The sequence below is a fragment of the Paenibacillus sp. J31R34 genome (assembly GCF_059383715.1).
Genome location: NZ_JBXENU010000009.1, coordinates 230,285 through 248,195 on the forward strand (window position 1 = coordinate 230,285; position 17,911 = coordinate 248,195).

Genomic DNA, 17,911 nt, shown 5'->3' on the forward strand with positions numbered 1-17,911 from the left:
GACAAAGTTAACGTGGTTAGACTCGTGACCCCGCTTCCTGCAGAAGAATAAGAGGGAAATAACCCCATTACAATTATCAAAACCGTAAACAATGAAATACCACGCCTAATCATTAGTTTCTACTCTCCTCTTATCGTTGTGTAGATAGAGTCCATTTGTCACTCTCGAGCTATACAAACCATCCTCTCTACTATAAGAGATAGCAGGGCTAAATAGACCTACCCGAGAGGGTAGGTCTATGAGCTAAATCGGGTAGTTAGGTTCATGTTTACAGATTCGGCTGCCCCTTGGTTATAAAAAGGAAAGGAGACCCCTAAGTCTAGAGGTCTCCGCAGCACTGCACTTGGGTCGAAATGTTCTATGAACCGACGCAGGAGAAAATCATTCAATAAGCCGAAATCGAATCTCGACAACGGCATACTCTCGAGATTCTAATCATCGACGATAATTGGATGGACGATTACGGTATGTCGGACTTCAATAAGTTTCAGTTCCCCGATCCGAAGGACATACTCTTGGCGTCGGCTATCTGATAAGCGGGCTTAGCATGTGCTGGAAGCTCGGAAGGCAACCGCTCATCGCAATTCCCTCCTTAAATTGCTTTAGTCAGAATAATTTCCAAAGCCTGATTTTCCCACATCAAACAGCCCGAGTCCTTGTATCCGAGTTTCCGATAAAAATGCTGCGCATCCTCGTCCGCCTGCGTTGAGGTCATGACGAGCTTGCAGCCTTGCTCCCGCATATGCTGCTCCCAAAGCAGCGTCGCGGTTTTGCCGAAGCCCTTGCCCCGCTCCTGCTCATCCAGCCAAATCATGTTCAAAAACGGTGTATTATCCCAAAAATAGCCGTACCTCATCCAGCCGATTCTATCGCCTAGCTCGTTCCGAAACACATAATATTCTCGATTCTCAATTTCCTGCCTATAAGACTCGCTAAAATATGATGATCCCGATCAGCAATAAATGCCTCATCTGCCGCTGTCGCCCATTCAATCGTCATGTCTTCACTCCCTCATATCAATCCGTTAACGCTAACTATAGCATGTAAGATTTACACTCTCCTAGGTAAAGAATCATTTAAGAACAACTCTTGAATGAATGACACACTTTTTTCTACCACCACCAGTGAGCAAGTCCTTATCGAGTTCGTAGAGTGCAGATTCAGCCAAAAGTGCAAACAAAAGGACCTCAACTTCCACTGAAAGCGGAGATCGAGGTCCCTTGGTTGAAAGAAACTAAATATGGTTCAGCTATTACCGATCTCTAAAAAAATTAATCACACATTACATTAGATAAGTTTGGTTTGCTGTAAAAGCTTCCATACGATCATAGCTACTTCCGCCCGGGTGATATAAGCTTTCGGCGTTAGCGTGTTTCCTCCGCGGCCCGATACCAGACCAGCCTCCACTACTATCGCCGCACCGCTTTCCGCCCATTCCGATAGGCTATCCGAATCTACAAAACGGTGGAGCGGCGCAGAGGGATTAACCGTCTGCTGGCTTTTATCCGTATGAATCAGCATCATGGCTTTGGCAAGCATGTTAAACGCCTGCTCGCGCGTTATGTTATCGTTCGGTCGGAACGTGTCGTCGCCGAATCCTGAAATTAAGCTATATGCATAGGCCGTTTGCACGGCGCCGCTATACCACTCCTCCTCCTTCACGTCCACAAAACGCATCGGCCCCTTCACCCTGCTCAGCCCAAGGCTCCGCACGAGGATTCCCGCAAACTCGGCTCGGGTTATGTCGCGATTGGGATGGAAGATTCCGTTTACCGGAGCACTCAGAATCAGACGCGCCCCCAGGTCGTTTACGGCTGGTTCGGACCAATGCTTCTCCACGTCGGTGAAGCGTTGCGAATGATGAATAACAGCATAGGTGCCATTCGACAGGTCGCTGATTTTCACATAGCGTTTGCCGTCGACCTCCACGATTTTGCTCGGAACATGACGAATCGTTCCATTCGGTTCAAGAGCGACTGCTGTCGTGATCCGATTCACATCCACCTCCGGTGCAATCGCAAGCAGTCTATCTGGGTACTTCGAATACCGGACCTCGTCCTCCGTCTTATCGCCATGCTCCACCTTGATGGCAAACGTGATAGCTGGCGAGATGATCTCCGCATCTAACCGCTCAGTTGCATCCTGCAAGCGCTTGGATGTTTCACTCGTAGTATGGCCGGCAGAGAGCCACACCTTTACGTCTTGCAGCAGAATTTGGCTACCCAAACGATCCCCGACGATCGCGTCGCTATAGATTGATTGAGCAGGCAGTGTGAAAACTGTCTTCTCCGTCTGAATGACCAAGGTCGTCGCTTTCTGCTTCAGGTTGTGAAGCAGTTGGCCGTTTAGCTTGATGTTTACCGTGTCGGAGCCATTAGCCGCGACAATGGACAGGACAGCTCCAGGCTTTTCTTGCTCTAACCTGGCCGTTAGCTTAGCGGAATCCAGCTCGGCAGTGATGACCGCTCGCCCCGCTAGGGTCGTTGCGATGACAGGACCAAGCTGTTCTACCTGCTGTCCGTTCACCAAAAACTTCACCCATTCCATCGTTGGGGACGAAGTCTGCGGCGGTGACGTTGTGACGCTCGCCGTCGGCCTAACGGAATGAGATGCAGCAGATACGGCACCAGGTCCGACGCTGTTGATTGCCCGAACCGTAAACGTGTAGTCCGTCCCGTTGGTCAGCCCTGTGACTTCAATTTGCGTTGTCGTTCCGACTACCGTAATTCCGCTCGGGCTAGCCATCACCTCATACCGAAGAATGGCGCTCCCCCCATGGTCAGCCGGAGCATCGAAACGAACGGTGGCTATCGTGTCGCCCGCGCTCGCTCTCACATTCGTCGGAGCTAATGGCACCGTTGCAGGTATCGCACTGGCTTCTTCCGAGATGGGGCTTGAACCTCCCGAATTGCTAGCCTTGACCGCAAAATAATAGGTAACTCCATTGGTTAACCCTGTCACTTCGTAGGTTGAATCCCTCACCGTAGCGACGGAATCGCTGAAATCACCCGAAACCGTCGCTACATAGATCTCATATGCATCGACATGCTCCACCGCTTCCCAATGCAAGGCAACGCTCCGATCTCCGGCTATAGCTTGTAGCGAAGTCGGGCTTGCAGGCACGCCAGGCAGGGTAATGTTCTGCGTAACGGTAAAGGTCCGATCGCCCATAAGGGCAGCGGATACGGTAACCGTTGTGGTATAACTCCCGGCTGCGAGACCATCCTTGACTTTGACTGTAAAGCTGGTGGGCGGCGCACCGCTATTTAAGGTGGAGGCCGGCTGCGAGATTTCAAAAGCTTCGGCGTCTGCTCCCCCCTTCGCTACGGATAAGCCTGTTAAATGTCCCGTACCGGTATTCGTAACGGAGATCACCAGCGTTTGCTGAGTACCGGGTCCATACCCTTGCGTCAAGGCAGATGCAGTCTGATGATCTATCGCTTCTATTTCGTAGGTTAGAACCTCAGTTGCGGTGACGGAAACGACATTGCTTGTTACGCTGGCGGTCTTCGTTCCATTAACGCTCGCATTTGTGTTCGTCACTACGACGTAATAATACCTTGTGCCGGCCGTTGCTGTCGGTGCATTGTAGCTCGCGCTTGTCGCTCCGTTCACCAACGTGCCTCCGCTCGTGCTGTTGCTACCGTTGCTGTACCACTGGTAGCTCAGCACACCTCCATCACTCACACTCGCCGCTACATTAAGCGTCGCTGTTCCTCCAACGCTCACCGTTTCATCCGCTGGCTGCGTCCCAATGCTTGGCGCAGCTGCATTTATGAGCGCGTTCACCGTCACCAATGCGGTTCCACTCGTCACGCTCGCCGTCTTCGTTCCGTTCACGCTCGCATTCGTGTTCGTCACTACGACGTAATAATACCTCGTGTCGGCTGTTGCTGTCGGTGCGTTGTAGCTCGCGCTTGTCGCTCCGTTCACCAACGTGCCTCCGCTCGTGCTATTGCTGCCGTTGCTGTACCACTGGTAGCTCAGCACACCTCCATCACTCACACTCGCCGCTACATTAAGCGTCGCCGTTCCTCCAACGCTCACCGTCTCATCCGCTGGCTGCGTCCCAATGCTTGGCGTAGCCGCGTTCACGAGCGTATCCACCGTCACTTGAGCTACTCCACTTATCACGCTAGCCGTCTTCGTTCCGCTCACGCTCAAATTCGTGTTCGTCACCACGACGAAATAATACCTTGTGCCGGTCGTTGCCGTCGGTACATTATAGCTTGCGCTTCTCGCTCCATTCACGAACGTGCCTCCACTCGTGCTGTTGCTACCGTTGCTGTACCACTGGTAGCTCAGCACACCTCCATCACTCACGCTCGCCGCTACGCTAAGCGTAGCCGTTCCTCCAACCTCCACCGTCGCATCCGCTGGCTGCGTCCCAATGCTCGGCGTAGCCGCGTTCACGAGCGCGTTCGCTGTCACCGAAACAACATTGCTCGTAACGCTCGCCGATTTCGTTCCCACAGCGCGCGAATTTGTATTCGTCACCTCGACGTAGTAGTACAGAGTCCCTTCAGTGGCAGTCGGCGCGTTATAGCTTGCGCCGATCGCTCCAGTCACAGGCGTACCGCCAGAGGTGCTGTTGCTGGTATTGCTGTACCACTGGTAGCTTAACGTCCCTCCGTCAATGGTGTATGCCGTCACTCTAAGCGTCGCCGTCACTCCCACATTTACCACCTGATTCGCTGGCTGTGTACTGATGGTCGGAGAATCAGCGTTAATCAACATCCTGGCTGCCCTAACCTGACCGGAATAACCATTGGCTTCAGCCCAAAAAGCATATAAATCACCATTGAATTGTTGCAGGGAAGGTTCCCAAGCTGTATCGGCAGCTCCGGCATTAATACCATTTGAACCTCCATCATCTACAGATGACCAACTTGTTCTATCATACTTTTTTACCCGAATTTGAGCTCTAGTAGTGCCATTATCTTCAAGCCATGTAACGTATAAATCATTATTGAACACCATCGGTTTAGGAAAAGATGCTTCCCTGTTAGTATTTACATTCAAGCCAATTGAACCCCCGCCATCGACGCTCGTCCAGCTTGCTCCATCATACTTCTTGACTCTAATCTGACTACTCTCATACCATGTTGCATACAGCGCATTATTAAATTCGATTAATTCGGGCGCTAATGCGTTGGAAGAAGGATCTACGTTTATACCGTCGCTTCCTCCACCATCGACATTAATCCAACTGGAGCCATCATATTTCTTTACTCTCACTTGTGCAGCACTACTATTATATTCAAACCAAGAGATGTATAAAGCATTGTTGAATACGGCCATCGTCGGATAGGTTGCAGAACTCAATGGATTTGCGTTCAAACCTGTAGAGCCTCCACCATCGACACTGTTCCAATTGGTACCGTCAAAGCTCATGACTCGAATCTGATTAACTCCGCCGTCTACCTTCTCATGCCAAGCTACGTAAAGGATGTTGTTCATGACGGCCATGCGTGGAGTAGACGATGTTGCCGAAGCGCTTCCATTTAAACCGCCTTCATCCACACTGATCCAACTGGTTCCATCGTATTTTTTTGCGCGAATCTTACCTGTTTCCTCCCAAAGCAAGTACAAAATATCGTCATATACAATTAAGGAAGGGTTAAGCGCTCGATCTGCTGGATTTATATTCAGACCGGTCGCACCGCCTCCGTCTACACTTCTCCAGGTTGTTCCATTAAAGCTTTTTACTCGCACCTGATTAACTGCCGATGCCCTTTCAATCCAGGCTGCATAAAGAATATTATGGTGTACGGCCGTACGCATAGCTTGCGGTGCATGACTCGAAGTGTTTACATTCAGGCCAGTAGCCCCACCGCCATCTACCATAATCCAATTAGAGGCTGCTGCCTTAACCGTTCCAGGCCTAGCTATCAACGTCAGCATCATACTTACTATTAATAGATAAATTAACGATCTGCGTTTCAAAAGCTTCATAAGTATCTTGTTCCTCCCTGTAATCCCATTTCTATTTTTAAAAAAATAATAACCATACTCGACTACCCTACCTGTAAATTCTCTCCCTCCCGTCAAAGCTTACGATGCGATTCCTGTATTTTTTGTTAGAGTATTTCTGTGGTGGTCTGATCGAGTAATGTTTGCAGCAAAGATGGTGGACCACTTGCGTTACCTTGTGCTGAGGAAAGGAGAAGAGCCCGGGGACATTATGTGCCTAAACGTATGTATTGACTCAGAGGCATCTTGATAAGCAGAAATTAGATGTTGGAAAAAGCCACATTTAAAAAGATCTAAATACTCGCTTTCCGTAAGGCAAATCTAAATTAAGTATAATGGTTGAAAAACAAAAAATGACCTACCCAGACGGGTAGGTCAACAAGGAAAAGGGGTAGGTAAACGTAGGCGTTCTATAATTACATTTCAAACTAACTTGTCTCTCACAAGCCCCAAATGACGCGTTATAATCACATTTCTAACCATATTATTACGTATATTCTAACGTTTAGGCATGGCTAAAGTTCCTTCGGGTTGGCCAGCGCGCCGGAGGCAAACAATACCCAAAACGTTATAAGGTCCCATCGTAGCTTCTCGATCCTGTTTGGACTGCCATAGCTATGAACAGCAGGTATATTGTTCATCGGAGACACGTTGTAACTGGCGAGTGGAACGAAGCCGGATCAAGGGACTCAGTCAGGTAACTGTAGTATCCCGCTAACGATGGCTACGCCCAGCGCGTCTGGAAGAACCAAGAGCACGAGCCGAAGCTTCATGGAATAGCTATCTGCCGATCGCTCTACCGAGTCTAGTACTTTATTTGTTCAGTCTACAGCTTAATTTTCTTAGTCTAGTACTTTATTTTCTTCTAACACTGAGAGCAGCTCATGTCTACGACCAGTCGTCCAGCCTCCCCCACGAGTCGCTCTACCTTCAGATGGAACATCCTGAATTCTCAGCCAAGGAAGATAATCCTTGCCTGAACCTTGACTTCTCCCTTCTTTAATAAACTTTCGATTTTTGCTTGTGTGATCTCACGTCTCCGTTTTGCCATCATGATCACTCCCAAAACAAAATAAAATAGGGCCGCCTCGGGGTAGCCCTAAAATAATGTCATGTTGTTTATTCCTAATGTTGAATCTGTAAACTGTAGAAAAGCGGATAGTAGCAGTAAGTCCGTTTGTACGAGTCCAATACTTTATTCGTATTATTAGGTCAGCCAGAGATTTCTGGTTGGCCTTTTTTCTTAAGTGTCATATGATGGCGGTAAGCCGGGAGAACGTATACTTTATTGGGGCAAACCCCGTGGTGAAAACAGTTCTACCACTTTCTTCCAGTGACCATGTTTGAGCTGGTAGAGACAAGGATCTCGCATCACAAGCGAAGCTATGGGTTTGGAACCATCATGGGAAGTGCCGGCAATTTATGAAATGGGGAGCGTATTATGGAACCAGTCGTAGGGTTGGATGTGTCAAAAGGAATCAGCATTGTACAGGCTTTTGTTAGGCGGAATGAGCCTTATGCAAAACTGGAGTGTATCAAACATGAGGAAAGCGGCTTTAAACGGTTAGGAGAATTACTTGATGAACTGGAAGAGCTCTCGGGGATGGAGCCCGTCATCGTTATGGAAGCCACCGGTCATTATCATAGAGGGTTGGTCGCCTATCTTTTACGAGGAAATTACAAGCATTATGTGATTAACCCTCTGCAATCTAAACGCGCTAGAAGCACACAACTACGAAAAGTCAAAACCGATGCTGCGGATGCATGGCACTTAGCTGACATGTACTATCGGGGCGATGTAAAGCCACATCGTACATGGGATGAGCAGTATACGGATCTGCAGCATGTAACAAGGCAGCATGAGTTTATAACCTCGATGTACGTACAGGCGAAGCTAAGTACGAGAGCCTTACTAGATCAAGTATTTCCCGCCTATGAGTTGATATTCCGCAATCTGTTTTCCGCTACGGCACTTAAGGTATTGCAGTGTTGCCTGAGCAATGAGAATGAAGATGTGGAAAATATTATGCTGAAGCAAGTTGGGAAATCACATTCAAAGACCTGGATTGGAGAAAAAGCAGCACAGTTGAGACAGGTCTCACTAAATGGTTCCATCGAGAAAAGGAGTTCATCGCAAAGTATAGCTCTGGCAGGAATGGTATGCCTCTTAATTGAATTTCAAAACCAATTAAGCAGGTTAGAAGAGCAGATTGAAGATGTTTCCTCCAAGTTACTAGAGGTGGAACTAGTAAAGACCATTCCAGGCATCGGCAATAAACTCGCAGCAGCGATTATAGCGGAAATCGGCGATGCACGTCAATTTACAAACGCCAAACAGCTAGTTGCCTTTGCTGGGCTTGATCCTGGTGTCTATAGTTCGGGTAAGTTTACAGCTACCAGTAACCGAATAACAAAGCGAGGTTCAAAAAGACTTCGAAGAGCTCTATTTTTAGCGGTTCAATGTGGGCTGCGACGTGGAGTTAACAATCGTTTGAAGCTTTATTACGATAAGAAAAAGAAAGAGGGCAAGCCCTACAAGGTGGTTGTGATTGCTTGCGCCAACAAGCTTCTCCATCACGTCTACGCCATCCTCATCAAGGGTCAGCCCTACCAAAACTAAAATCCAAATTTACCCATACCTTCACATCAATGAAGGTTTATTTGTAATGCATACAAAGTATAACAGCATTCTAATTATTAACCAAGTCTCAAGTACTTGACAACTATTAGCTGGTTTTCTTCTGATGTTCGACTACATTAAAAGTTGTGAAGTGAATTGCCTCATGTTTTTTTTGTAACATTAAAGTTATGAAGTACTCAGCTTTTGTAATTAGTTAGAGCTTAAACCTATATCCAAAATGATCAACAAGCTCAGGATGCTCATTATAATACGGGATAATCTTATTCCTGAAATATTTCAAAGCACTTTTTCTTAAGTTCACTTTTGATAATATTGTTAACGCAAGTTGAGCTCTTTGTTGTCCCAAATCAAGCGCTGTCTCTAACGCAGCCTTTATAGAACTGAATTGCACTTTGCCTATTTTAGCAGCATATTCAACCGAAAAACCTCTCCACTTTTGGAATCCTTCTTGATTCATCGTAACAACTGCTTCTGACACCCAACTTACACAAGTTTCCAATGACATATTATCTAGTAAACTTGTGAGAATTAATTTCCGATAAGCCTCGTTTACTTCCCAATCAACAAACCCGTTTAAGAAGATAATCTGTGGATTATTTTTCAAATGCTTGATGAGCATTTCTTTGCATGAATCCGCTATATCTTCAGACTGTTGGAAAACCCTCTGCATCACTTCAGTTCTAAATTCATAGCCGAGAACCTCCCATCTGTCGAATACTACCTCTCGATGATTATGAATCGCACTATCATAGAAGTCTCTTAATTATTTATTATACGTTGGGCTCGTTAAATCACAGCGATTACTTAATTGAGCAATAATTTATGATTTTGTAGTAGAATCTAAATAGCTAAACAAATTCAATTTTGCACTTTGGTTAATGGGCTGAATCTTCTGCCACTTACTTAGTGTAGTCTCCCGGTCAAATTCAATGTAATTAGCTACAATATGAGCGGTTAGAACATTGAGATATCGTGAAGAGTTGCTTGAGTATGTGAACCCTGGGTTATAGTAACCAGTTGTCCTATTTACCATTGTGTTAACACATTCCATTAACCAATTTTGAGCTTTTTCATCATCTTTATATAGTAAAAAGAACAACTCCAATCTTTCCAAAAAAACTTCTTCGCCCCAAGTGAACCATATGTTATTATCGTTAATTGAGAGTAGCTCATTCCGAATATCATATATACTTGTCTTATATCCTTCAACTTGCTGCAGTATTATTATCACCTTAATAACTTCTGATTTCTTTGTTGTTAGCCTTTGATATTAAGTTCATTTTTGAAATTTTTACAGATTGTCAAGCCCAGTGCGACACTTCAACCTGAAAAGCTTAGTGTGAGGTTTTCCAACCTAGACACTTTCGAGGGCGGTTATTAATAAGGAACAAAGCGCACGCTAATTCCTCTTCTGTAACATCTGCGAAATCATAGCCTTTTGGAAAGAACTCTCTTAACAATCCGTTGGCATTTTCATTCGCACCTCGCTGCCAAGAGGAATAAGGATCGGCAAAATACACCTTCATGCCATGCAAAGCGGTTAGGCGTTCGTGGCAGGCAAATTCTTTTCCGCGATCAACGGTAGCGGTTATGAAGGCAGTTGCCGGGAACGATAGAACAGACTGTTTATAGGCCATCTCCATGGAAGAGGCTTTACGATCCTGCATTTTAATCGCGTGGTAGAACCTTGTTTTACGCTCAGCGAATGTAGCTACACAGGCTATGCTTTTTCCACGACTAGAAACAACCGTATTCAGTTCCCAGTGCCCAAAGGCCTCACGCTTACGTATCTCTATGGCGCGCTGGTGAATGGACAACCCGTTCGTAGATCGTAAAACGTCCGCGCCTCTCCAGCAGTTGGCGACGTTTTCCTTTATGCCTTAGAAAGGCTGTATTTCGTTTAACAAGCCTTCCTTGGTACAGCCAGCGGTAGATCGTTTTATGGCATACACGAAGATGGAGCTCATCCCGTTTCATCCACCCTTCAATCTGTTCAGGCGACCAGCAGGTCTCTGCGAGCTTCATCGTGAGGTAACGTTGCCTTTCGGCATGCCATTTACCCGAAGGTTTACAACGGGCTCGCTTGGTTATATACGATGTCTGGGCTCGTTCTGCACAGTAAGACTCTTCGGTTCCTTGACGCTTGAGCTCACGGGATAGGCTGGAATGATGACGCCCGAGCTTACGTGCAATCGCTCTAGCCGACCATCCCAATTGATGGAGTAATAATTCTAGCTGACTTCTCTCTCTTGTGGTAAGATGTTGGTAACTCATGGCTTATTCTCCTGTGTAGGGGTAGTGTGGTAACTTCATTCTACACACGAATCGGTCATGGATCATTTTTAGGTGTCTCACTTCATATTACAATCCGTCATGTTACATCTATTATGTTAGAGAGAAGGAAAGAGCCTTTTGTCCCCATTTGAGCTGGCCAGCGTCGAATGGACAAAACGACTACCTAATTGGAAGATGGCTCCTTAGCGGCGTTCCCCTCGTTCGTATTCTATTGCCTATCGTACCCTTGCGTTCGTTATATCGCTAGAAAAGGCGATAGTGGCAGCCTGTGAATCCAGTCAAGTCTTACTTGACCTTTATATCCAGGGGATGGATTCAAAGCAGGAATGCAGCCTGTATTTTCTTATTACCTTGGCATTAACGCTCCGCATCCTCGATCAGGAAACCTGTTAAATGCATTCAATCTACTCCTGTTTTTAATCAAATGAAAAGAGATGGTTTTATCATCAGGAATTCCCTGGTATAATCATCGAAAAAACTGCTATTACCTTTACCTTAGGTCCTTATCATAGATTTAAAACTAAACCTATAGGCCATTTTTCTTGATTGAACTACAGCTCCAACTTCACAAGGTCCAAAAACCACAATAAATGGAAACAAAGCACTCTGGAGTGATCTCTTACTTTCATCATGACTTCTATTAGCTGTATCAGTAAGCAATAATCCTAGTACTCCTGGTTTATAACCGACATTTAATATCGTGAAACCAGATAAAAATAGACCCGCTGTTAGTGTTCCTTCAAAATCAAAATTAGTCCCAAATGAGCTTCCCGCTTCTCTCGCATTTCTTTTTCTTGTAATTCCCTCCAAATTATCTATACTAAATATTTCAAACGCAATTTTATGAGTGTTGTATAAATTCATTATGTAATGACTCACCTGAATCAGTTCAGTTCGCTTTAATCGGAGTGAATTTTTATTACCTTTTCCATATCTACAAACGATATCACCACTTTCTACTTCATAGCTATTATGGTTTGCAATATTTCGCCATTGACTTACAGATATAGTGAACGGTGCAGGAAAATATTCATCTCCCTTGGCATTCAACTCGCTAATTACATCACCAAAGCTCATTGATGAGACGAGTTTGGAGTTTCCTTTCCAATGTCCACTTATACTCTGCAGTTCGAGTCTTAGCCTTACCAGTGGCTGTAATGAACCTTCAAGTATATCTCCAATATCCCTAAAACAAGACTTTGTAAACAGCTCCATGTTTTGAGAATCATCTTTTGGAATCTCCAAATGAGCAGCAGATTTAATATTCCTTATTGCTCTACTTATAGTATCTAAACTGCTATTCCACACACCAAAGCATCTCTCCTGATCTACCAAATATGCATCTCTATATTCGGCTAAAAGTTTTTCTAGGAGCTTCTTGACCCAGAACTCATCACTAAGTCGTAAGAGAAAAGCATACTCATAAATCATAGCCCCTGATTTATGAATTTCCTTCAACTCTTTCTCATTAATAAAAAACTTACTAAGATACTTCTTAGCTTTTGCAACTTCACTTAAATAATTTTTCTTTCCCCCAACCTTTGCTAACTCAAGTTCTTCCTGAAAACGCAGACACACTTTCGTTAAATCGATTAGTCCCATATATAATTCCTTCTTTATATTATTTAATATGCTGTGCTAATAAAAACCTACTAATTTATAGTATCACAAACAAAAACTCCTAAATCATATTGATCCAAGGAGTTTTTAATCACAACTTATAAAATGGTGCGAGTGGAGAGACTTGAAGCTGCATGATTCCCCTCCAGATCCTAAGATTTCAAGTTAAATTAATAATTCAGTCAATCAAAAGCAAAGTGGAGAACCACCCTACATGTAATATTGCAAACCGGTCGTTGTGAACAAGAACCAAACCAAAGCGTTACTTGCAATTAAGTCTCACCCACGCTCATTTTCATTGTGGCCAATAAGATCGTTTCGCTCCTGCCTGAGACTCAATGTCAAACCCTAAATCGCTTCCTCAAGTGTTAATATTTTACGAACCGGACAGGGAGCACCTTTATTAACCGGGCATCCTCTATGATTAATGTTTCTATTTAACCTGTTATTTTATGCTTACGTTCATATGGGCAGATTCTAATCGCCTGTGACCTGCTCTACCGCTGCCGCAGTCTCTTGTTGTGCTCTGTCTAAGCGTACTTGCAGTTTCAAGTAATTTTTTTCAATTATGCATTCAAAAATCTGATCCCTTCGCGACAAACTAACGACAGAACCGATTCCATCTACTTCACTTATTTTGTTATCAATTCTTTCAATATATTGCAATAAGTCTTTTTCTTCAAGCAAAATTTTTGCTAACTTCAACTTAATGTTACCTACTGAATCCGTATTAAAATCAACAACACTTGCAGTGATGTCGATCCCATCCATCATAAACTTACTTATTTTACCGATCTTTAAGTCCATTGTACATGGATTTTCACCAATTAGTTTAATATATACTTTATTTTTTTGGAGAAGTTCAACACCAGTTTTGGTCTCCTTGAGTGACAATATTTTTTGACCCGATGCGAAATGCAAATGAGCAAGCTCAGGTCTAGTAGAAATAAGCATCTGTATCTGCTCAATACTTTCGGCATCATCATCATAAAGACTTCCTATAATATGACTAAGATCTTCAAGAGAAATACCAATATCCACAATGTCATTCAATCGCTTTTTGACGTAAAAGTTACATGGGTATATGGCTCCATGAGCATTTACAGTACCTTCATTTACTTTGTAATCATCCATAAAATTAACGTTAACAGGTAAGCCAATTCTTCCCCACCAAGCTTGCGCTTCTTGAAACACGTAAAGAGCATATTGCTGATCCAAACGACTCAATCGTTTTATGGGAAACTCATAATTATACATTTGTGCGGTATTTCCGTTCTTAAAGGGCATATAAGTTTCATCAATTTGATGCATTTTTGTATTGCTTCTGATTAACTTTTGCGCGAGTTCCTCGACAAATGTTTTCATCATCAGCTTGTAACCATCACTCCAAAAAGCTTGTGACGGGCAAGTAAACGGTTCTCCACCGGATACCCACTGCAAGACGGCTTTACCCTCGTTATTAAGTGTTGTCAAATCTAAGAACGAAATAGGGATACTGATGGTTTCATCCAAATCGAAAGTAATCTTCTCATTTTTCCAATCATCTATCGTAATACTAGAATCTCTTCCGATCTTCTCTTTGTTTTCCAAAGCGAGCATTGCTACTCTACCTGTTCGTTTGCCGTTATTACGGATCGCAAGAGTACAGGTTTGGGTTAGAAGGATTGCTCTCCTCTTCTCGCTATTATAGTCAATTTCATATATATCCCCAAAATCAACAGGTAGAAATCTATCATTAACCTTTTTGTCCCACATTTCAGAAATTAATATTTCACGTAATACTACATCCTCATGTGTTTCGTAATACGATTGCGTCCAATCGTTAATATCGCGTAATATTCGATCAATTTTCAAACCTGTTTCTTCTTTTTGCTCTACTTTCTTAGCGATATGCCTTGAAATCCATTGTATTAGAAACGTCGGGCCTGAAATCCCCTCTTCCACCACTTTTTCCTTGATCATACCTTGAATGGAACGCGCATTCAACAAGTGGAACTGTCCCAACACGGCTTCACTACTACTAAAAAGTATTTCTTCTACACAATTTAATAACTCAAAAAACTTTTTACTACCGTACAAGTTTTGAAAGACTTTGAATAGTTCCCCTAGCGCGTTAACCTCTGTCGATAAGTTGCCTTTATGAATGTAATCATAGACAGTGTTTTTATATTTTTTGGATTCATGCTGTTCCCGCAGCTTTCTAAAATACTCTGTACGCTGCTTATAATCCAGCATACGATAACGCTCTCCTTCAAAAGTGAATAATTTATCACTACTTATGAAAACAATGCATCTTGGATTGAAGTCCGACGTATCGTTTTCTGCTAGCATTCGTGCAAGTTGTTCGGATTTGATAACACTACCCTCTAGTTTGTAGTCTAAAAACAAAATTGTATTGCTTTCTATTATTGGTGTTCTAGTAACCGAATCCAAAAGCTGAATGTTATCCTGATCAAAAATATTAGATAAAATCGCTAGCAACTCACCTATTTCTGATTTAACGACACTCGGAAAGTGCTCTTTTAGCTTTTTCACTACTAGTGGCGGGAAGCTTTCTTGTTGTTTCAAATTTTCAACTGTATAACCTAGATTTTCTATGAATGTTCGAACCTCAAAATCAGACGAATCATAAGATCCTTCCAAAATATCCAAAATAACTTGTTGATCTTCATTTAATTTATCATCGATGACAACGGCATGGGTAATCCCCATGGCTATCAATGTTTCTTTTAGTTGGTCATGTGTAATCAATATTTTTCTGTCCTTCCTTATGTCAGATCTGTATTTCTGAAAAGTCAATTATAAATTTATAATAGTTTCCAAATTCATTTTGTTCCTCTGAAAGTTTTATATCGGAATGATGAAAATTAAGTATTTGCGATACGATATATAAACCTAGTCCCCTTCCTTCACCATCCACTTTTCTAGTGAAAAACGGTTCAAATATATATCTTGCATCCCCGTGCGAAATTCCCGCTCCATTATCTGAAACCTCGACAACTGCATCCTCTTTAATTCGAACACATATCTTCGCCTGCTTTTCAGGATATTTTTTTTTGTGCCTTTGCAACCAATAAAATGAATTATTGAGTAGGTTATCAAACACTTGTACAATCATTCCTTGATTCGCTTTGACAAAAATTTGACCATAACATTCTATTTCAATCTCAATATTTTTGCCTCCATCTAGCTTCCACGTTAATGACTTACTTTCACATATTTCTTTTATTGCTGCTATTAAATCAAGCTTTGACCTACTTCTTCTTTTGGTTACTGATTGTAGATCAAGTCTAGAAACAACAATTTCGAGGGCTTTTGTATTGTGCAAAAGTGTCGTAATAGTTTCCTTTTCAGTAGGCACTCGCCTTCTTAAGTCAACCAAATAACTATTTATACGCCCTAGATAACTTCTCATTTCATGAGCTACCGTCTCAGCTGTCATTCCAATACCTGCCAAATCAAAAATTCTCTTTTGCTGTACTTCTACTTCTTTTATTTTCTCATCAAGCTCATTCACAGAATTTTTTAATTCCGAATACTCTTCCTCGATTTCAGTAATGTTGTGATTCAAAATTTTGGCGGACTGAACGATCTTTGGATTAGAATGTTTTGTTAGCTCGAAAAGCAATCCCATTTCCAATTTCAATTTCTCTATCCGGTTAGGCAAAGGTTTTATCGCCTCATGAATGTCTTCCGTTTCCACTGGCCCTTTTTTGATCGTCTTTTTGGGGTAGTAGTCCTCTACCTTATTTTTAAAACTTTTTAATATTGATTTAAGAGTTATTTTTAAATTTTCGTAAGCCTTGTTATGGACGAGCCCTTCCCGATTTGTTTGATCCTTTATGTTACCGTTGTCGAGGGTGGTAATATGTATGGTCCCCACGGTTTGTAATGTATTAAATCGAATGCCACTCGCTCTGAAGCCACTACTATCTAACTCTAACCAGTCGTTTCCCGGTTCTGCGAAAGGAAGAACACGAAAGTTGTCGCGATATATCATGATGCCACCGTTATAAAGGTCGAGCATTCTCCTCTTCTCGGCGTAATCTTCGTAACCTTTAATCTGATCCAACCGTGCTTTGTTACGATTAAAGAAATAAAATTCAAAAGAAAACGGACCAATCTGATCTTCCATGTATTCAAGACGCCCTTCTAACTCCTGAATAATTTCAGGCATCCTGCCGAAATGCTCTTTGTCGTCTTCCCCTTGAATGTAATAGTTTGCATTTAAAAGTGCACCTTCAATATTACCAACAATCTTATACGGTGCTTGATCTAGAAACTTGCGATCGATTATCTCTGGGGTATAACGATAAAAATTTTGATCCGCAGTGAAGATTTCTAATGTAATTTGAAAGCCTTTGTTTGGCTGAAAAGGATTGATATACTTCATAAAATTTTTTTTGTAGAAATTTTCGAACTTTTTTTTATTCCATTCGTCAGGATTGTAAAAATCTTTAATATCGTATATTTTGATTTTGACAAAATTCTTTCCATAGTTCTTAGGAATAACATCAGTGCTAACGTTCAACAAATGGACCTTGATATCCTCAAGCTTATTTTTGCTTGAGTAATTAAATTTGTTCCAATTGATCAAGAGTAAACTTCCATCTTCCTGAGTCTTAGATCTAGTAAATAAGACGAGCTTCTCTCCTAACTTCATTGTAGCAAAGCGCCCCAAACCTTTTTCGCCTAGAGGTACATTGTTGTCCTCTTCCTCTTCCTCTTCCTCCTTATGCTCCTCGTTTGATAATTGTTCTTTTAGTCTTTTTCTTATTCTTTCCTTCTTGTCTAATCTATCTGTTGTGCCAATCACTAAATATTTGTTTAATATATCGTCTCGTGACATACCAGATCCTTTGTCCTCAATTACGAGCGTACGTCGAGCCTGATCAATAGTGATTTTAACTGAAGGTGAGCCGGCATCATAGGCATTCTTTATGAGCTCTAAGATGGCAACAGTAGAACTGCTTATCAATTGATCTCCCAAATGTGATAAAATTCTAGCCATTGCTGAAAACTTAGTCATATTAACTCCTCCTTTCTTGATGACCAATTATTTGAAACTTATGTAGGAACTCTGTAATCCCCTGATACTCTATATCCATGTAAACGAACATTCTCAATGCAGTATTCCTTTCAAGCGTATCTCAGTAATAAAAGCACTGATTAATTTCAATTAGGTGAATAACGTTTCCAAGACCATTCTTTGCTTAAATTCACAATGTAATCTAGTAGTCTGCAATGCCCTAGCAATCCCCAAACTTTCATCAGAAGTCCGCAACTTTTCCTGACAATCAGCTCCAGTACCCAGTGAACCACCTTTCCCTAGCGCTTAATCTACAGCAGCTTGCGCGGTATCTCCTGTCCAGTTCATTCGCT

The 17,911-nt window shown here is 42.8% G+C and carries 7 protein-coding genes and 1 pseudogene; 1 reads left to right on the forward strand and 7 read right to left on the reverse strand.

Annotation, left to right across the window (positions count from 1 at the left end; translation table 11 throughout):
* Nucleotides 1–592: 592 nt before the first annotated feature.
* Both AC50YG_RS23645 and AC50YG_RS23650 read right to left on the reverse strand, forming a co-directional pair.
* A complete protein-coding gene (locus AC50YG_RS23645) occupies nt 593–892 on the reverse strand; it encodes a GNAT family N-acetyltransferase (RefSeq protein WP_494830192.1) in 300 nt (99 codons plus the stop codon).
* Between the two features lie 395 nt (nt 893–1,287).
* Nucleotides 1,288–5,955 carry an S-layer homology domain-containing protein gene (locus tag AC50YG_RS23650; protein WP_494830194.1) on the reverse strand — a complete coding sequence of 1,556 codons (4,668 nt, stop codon included), beginning with the start codon at nt 5,953–5,955 and terminating at the stop codon, nt 1,288–1,290.
* Nucleotides 5,956–7,414: 1,459 nt separating this feature from the next.
* Here AC50YG_RS23650 and AC50YG_RS23655 point away from each other — a divergent pair.
* Nucleotides 7,415–8,593, forward strand: coding sequence for an IS110 family RNA-guided transposase (locus tag AC50YG_RS23655; protein WP_494830196.1), 1,179 nt, complete (start codon nt 7,415–7,417; stop codon nt 8,591–8,593).
* 214 nt (nt 8,594–8,807) lie between these two features.
* Here AC50YG_RS23655 and AC50YG_RS23660 read toward each other — a convergent pair whose 3' ends face one another.
* The 5 genes and pseudogenes from AC50YG_RS23660 to AC50YG_RS23680 form a co-directional block, all read right to left on the reverse strand.
* A complete protein-coding gene (locus AC50YG_RS23660; protein WP_494830198.1) occupies nt 8,808–9,233 on the reverse strand; it encodes a hypothetical protein in 426 nt (141 codons plus the stop codon).
* A 715-nt stretch (nt 9,234–9,948) separates the two neighbouring features.
* Nucleotides 9,949–10,888, reverse strand: a pseudogene (locus tag AC50YG_RS23665) (IS30 family transposase).
* Between the two features lie 516 nt (nt 10,889–11,404).
* On the reverse strand, nt 11,405–12,511 hold the full coding sequence (locus AC50YG_RS23670) for a hypothetical protein (RefSeq protein ID WP_494830200.1): 1,107 nt from the start codon (nt 12,509–12,511) through the stop codon (nt 11,405–11,407).
* 495 nt (nt 12,512–13,006) lie between these two features.
* Complete coding sequence (locus AC50YG_RS23675; protein WP_494830202.1) at nt 13,007–15,280, reverse strand: hypothetical protein; 2,274 nt, start codon at nt 15,278–15,280, stop codon at nt 13,007–13,009.
* A 22-nt stretch (nt 15,281–15,302) separates the two neighbouring features.
* Nucleotides 15,303–17,558 carry a sensor histidine kinase gene (locus tag AC50YG_RS23680; RefSeq protein ID WP_494830204.1) on the reverse strand — a complete coding sequence of 752 codons (2,256 nt, stop codon included), beginning with the start codon at nt 17,556–17,558 and terminating at the stop codon, nt 15,303–15,305.
* Nucleotides 17,559–17,911 lie beyond the last annotated feature (353 nt).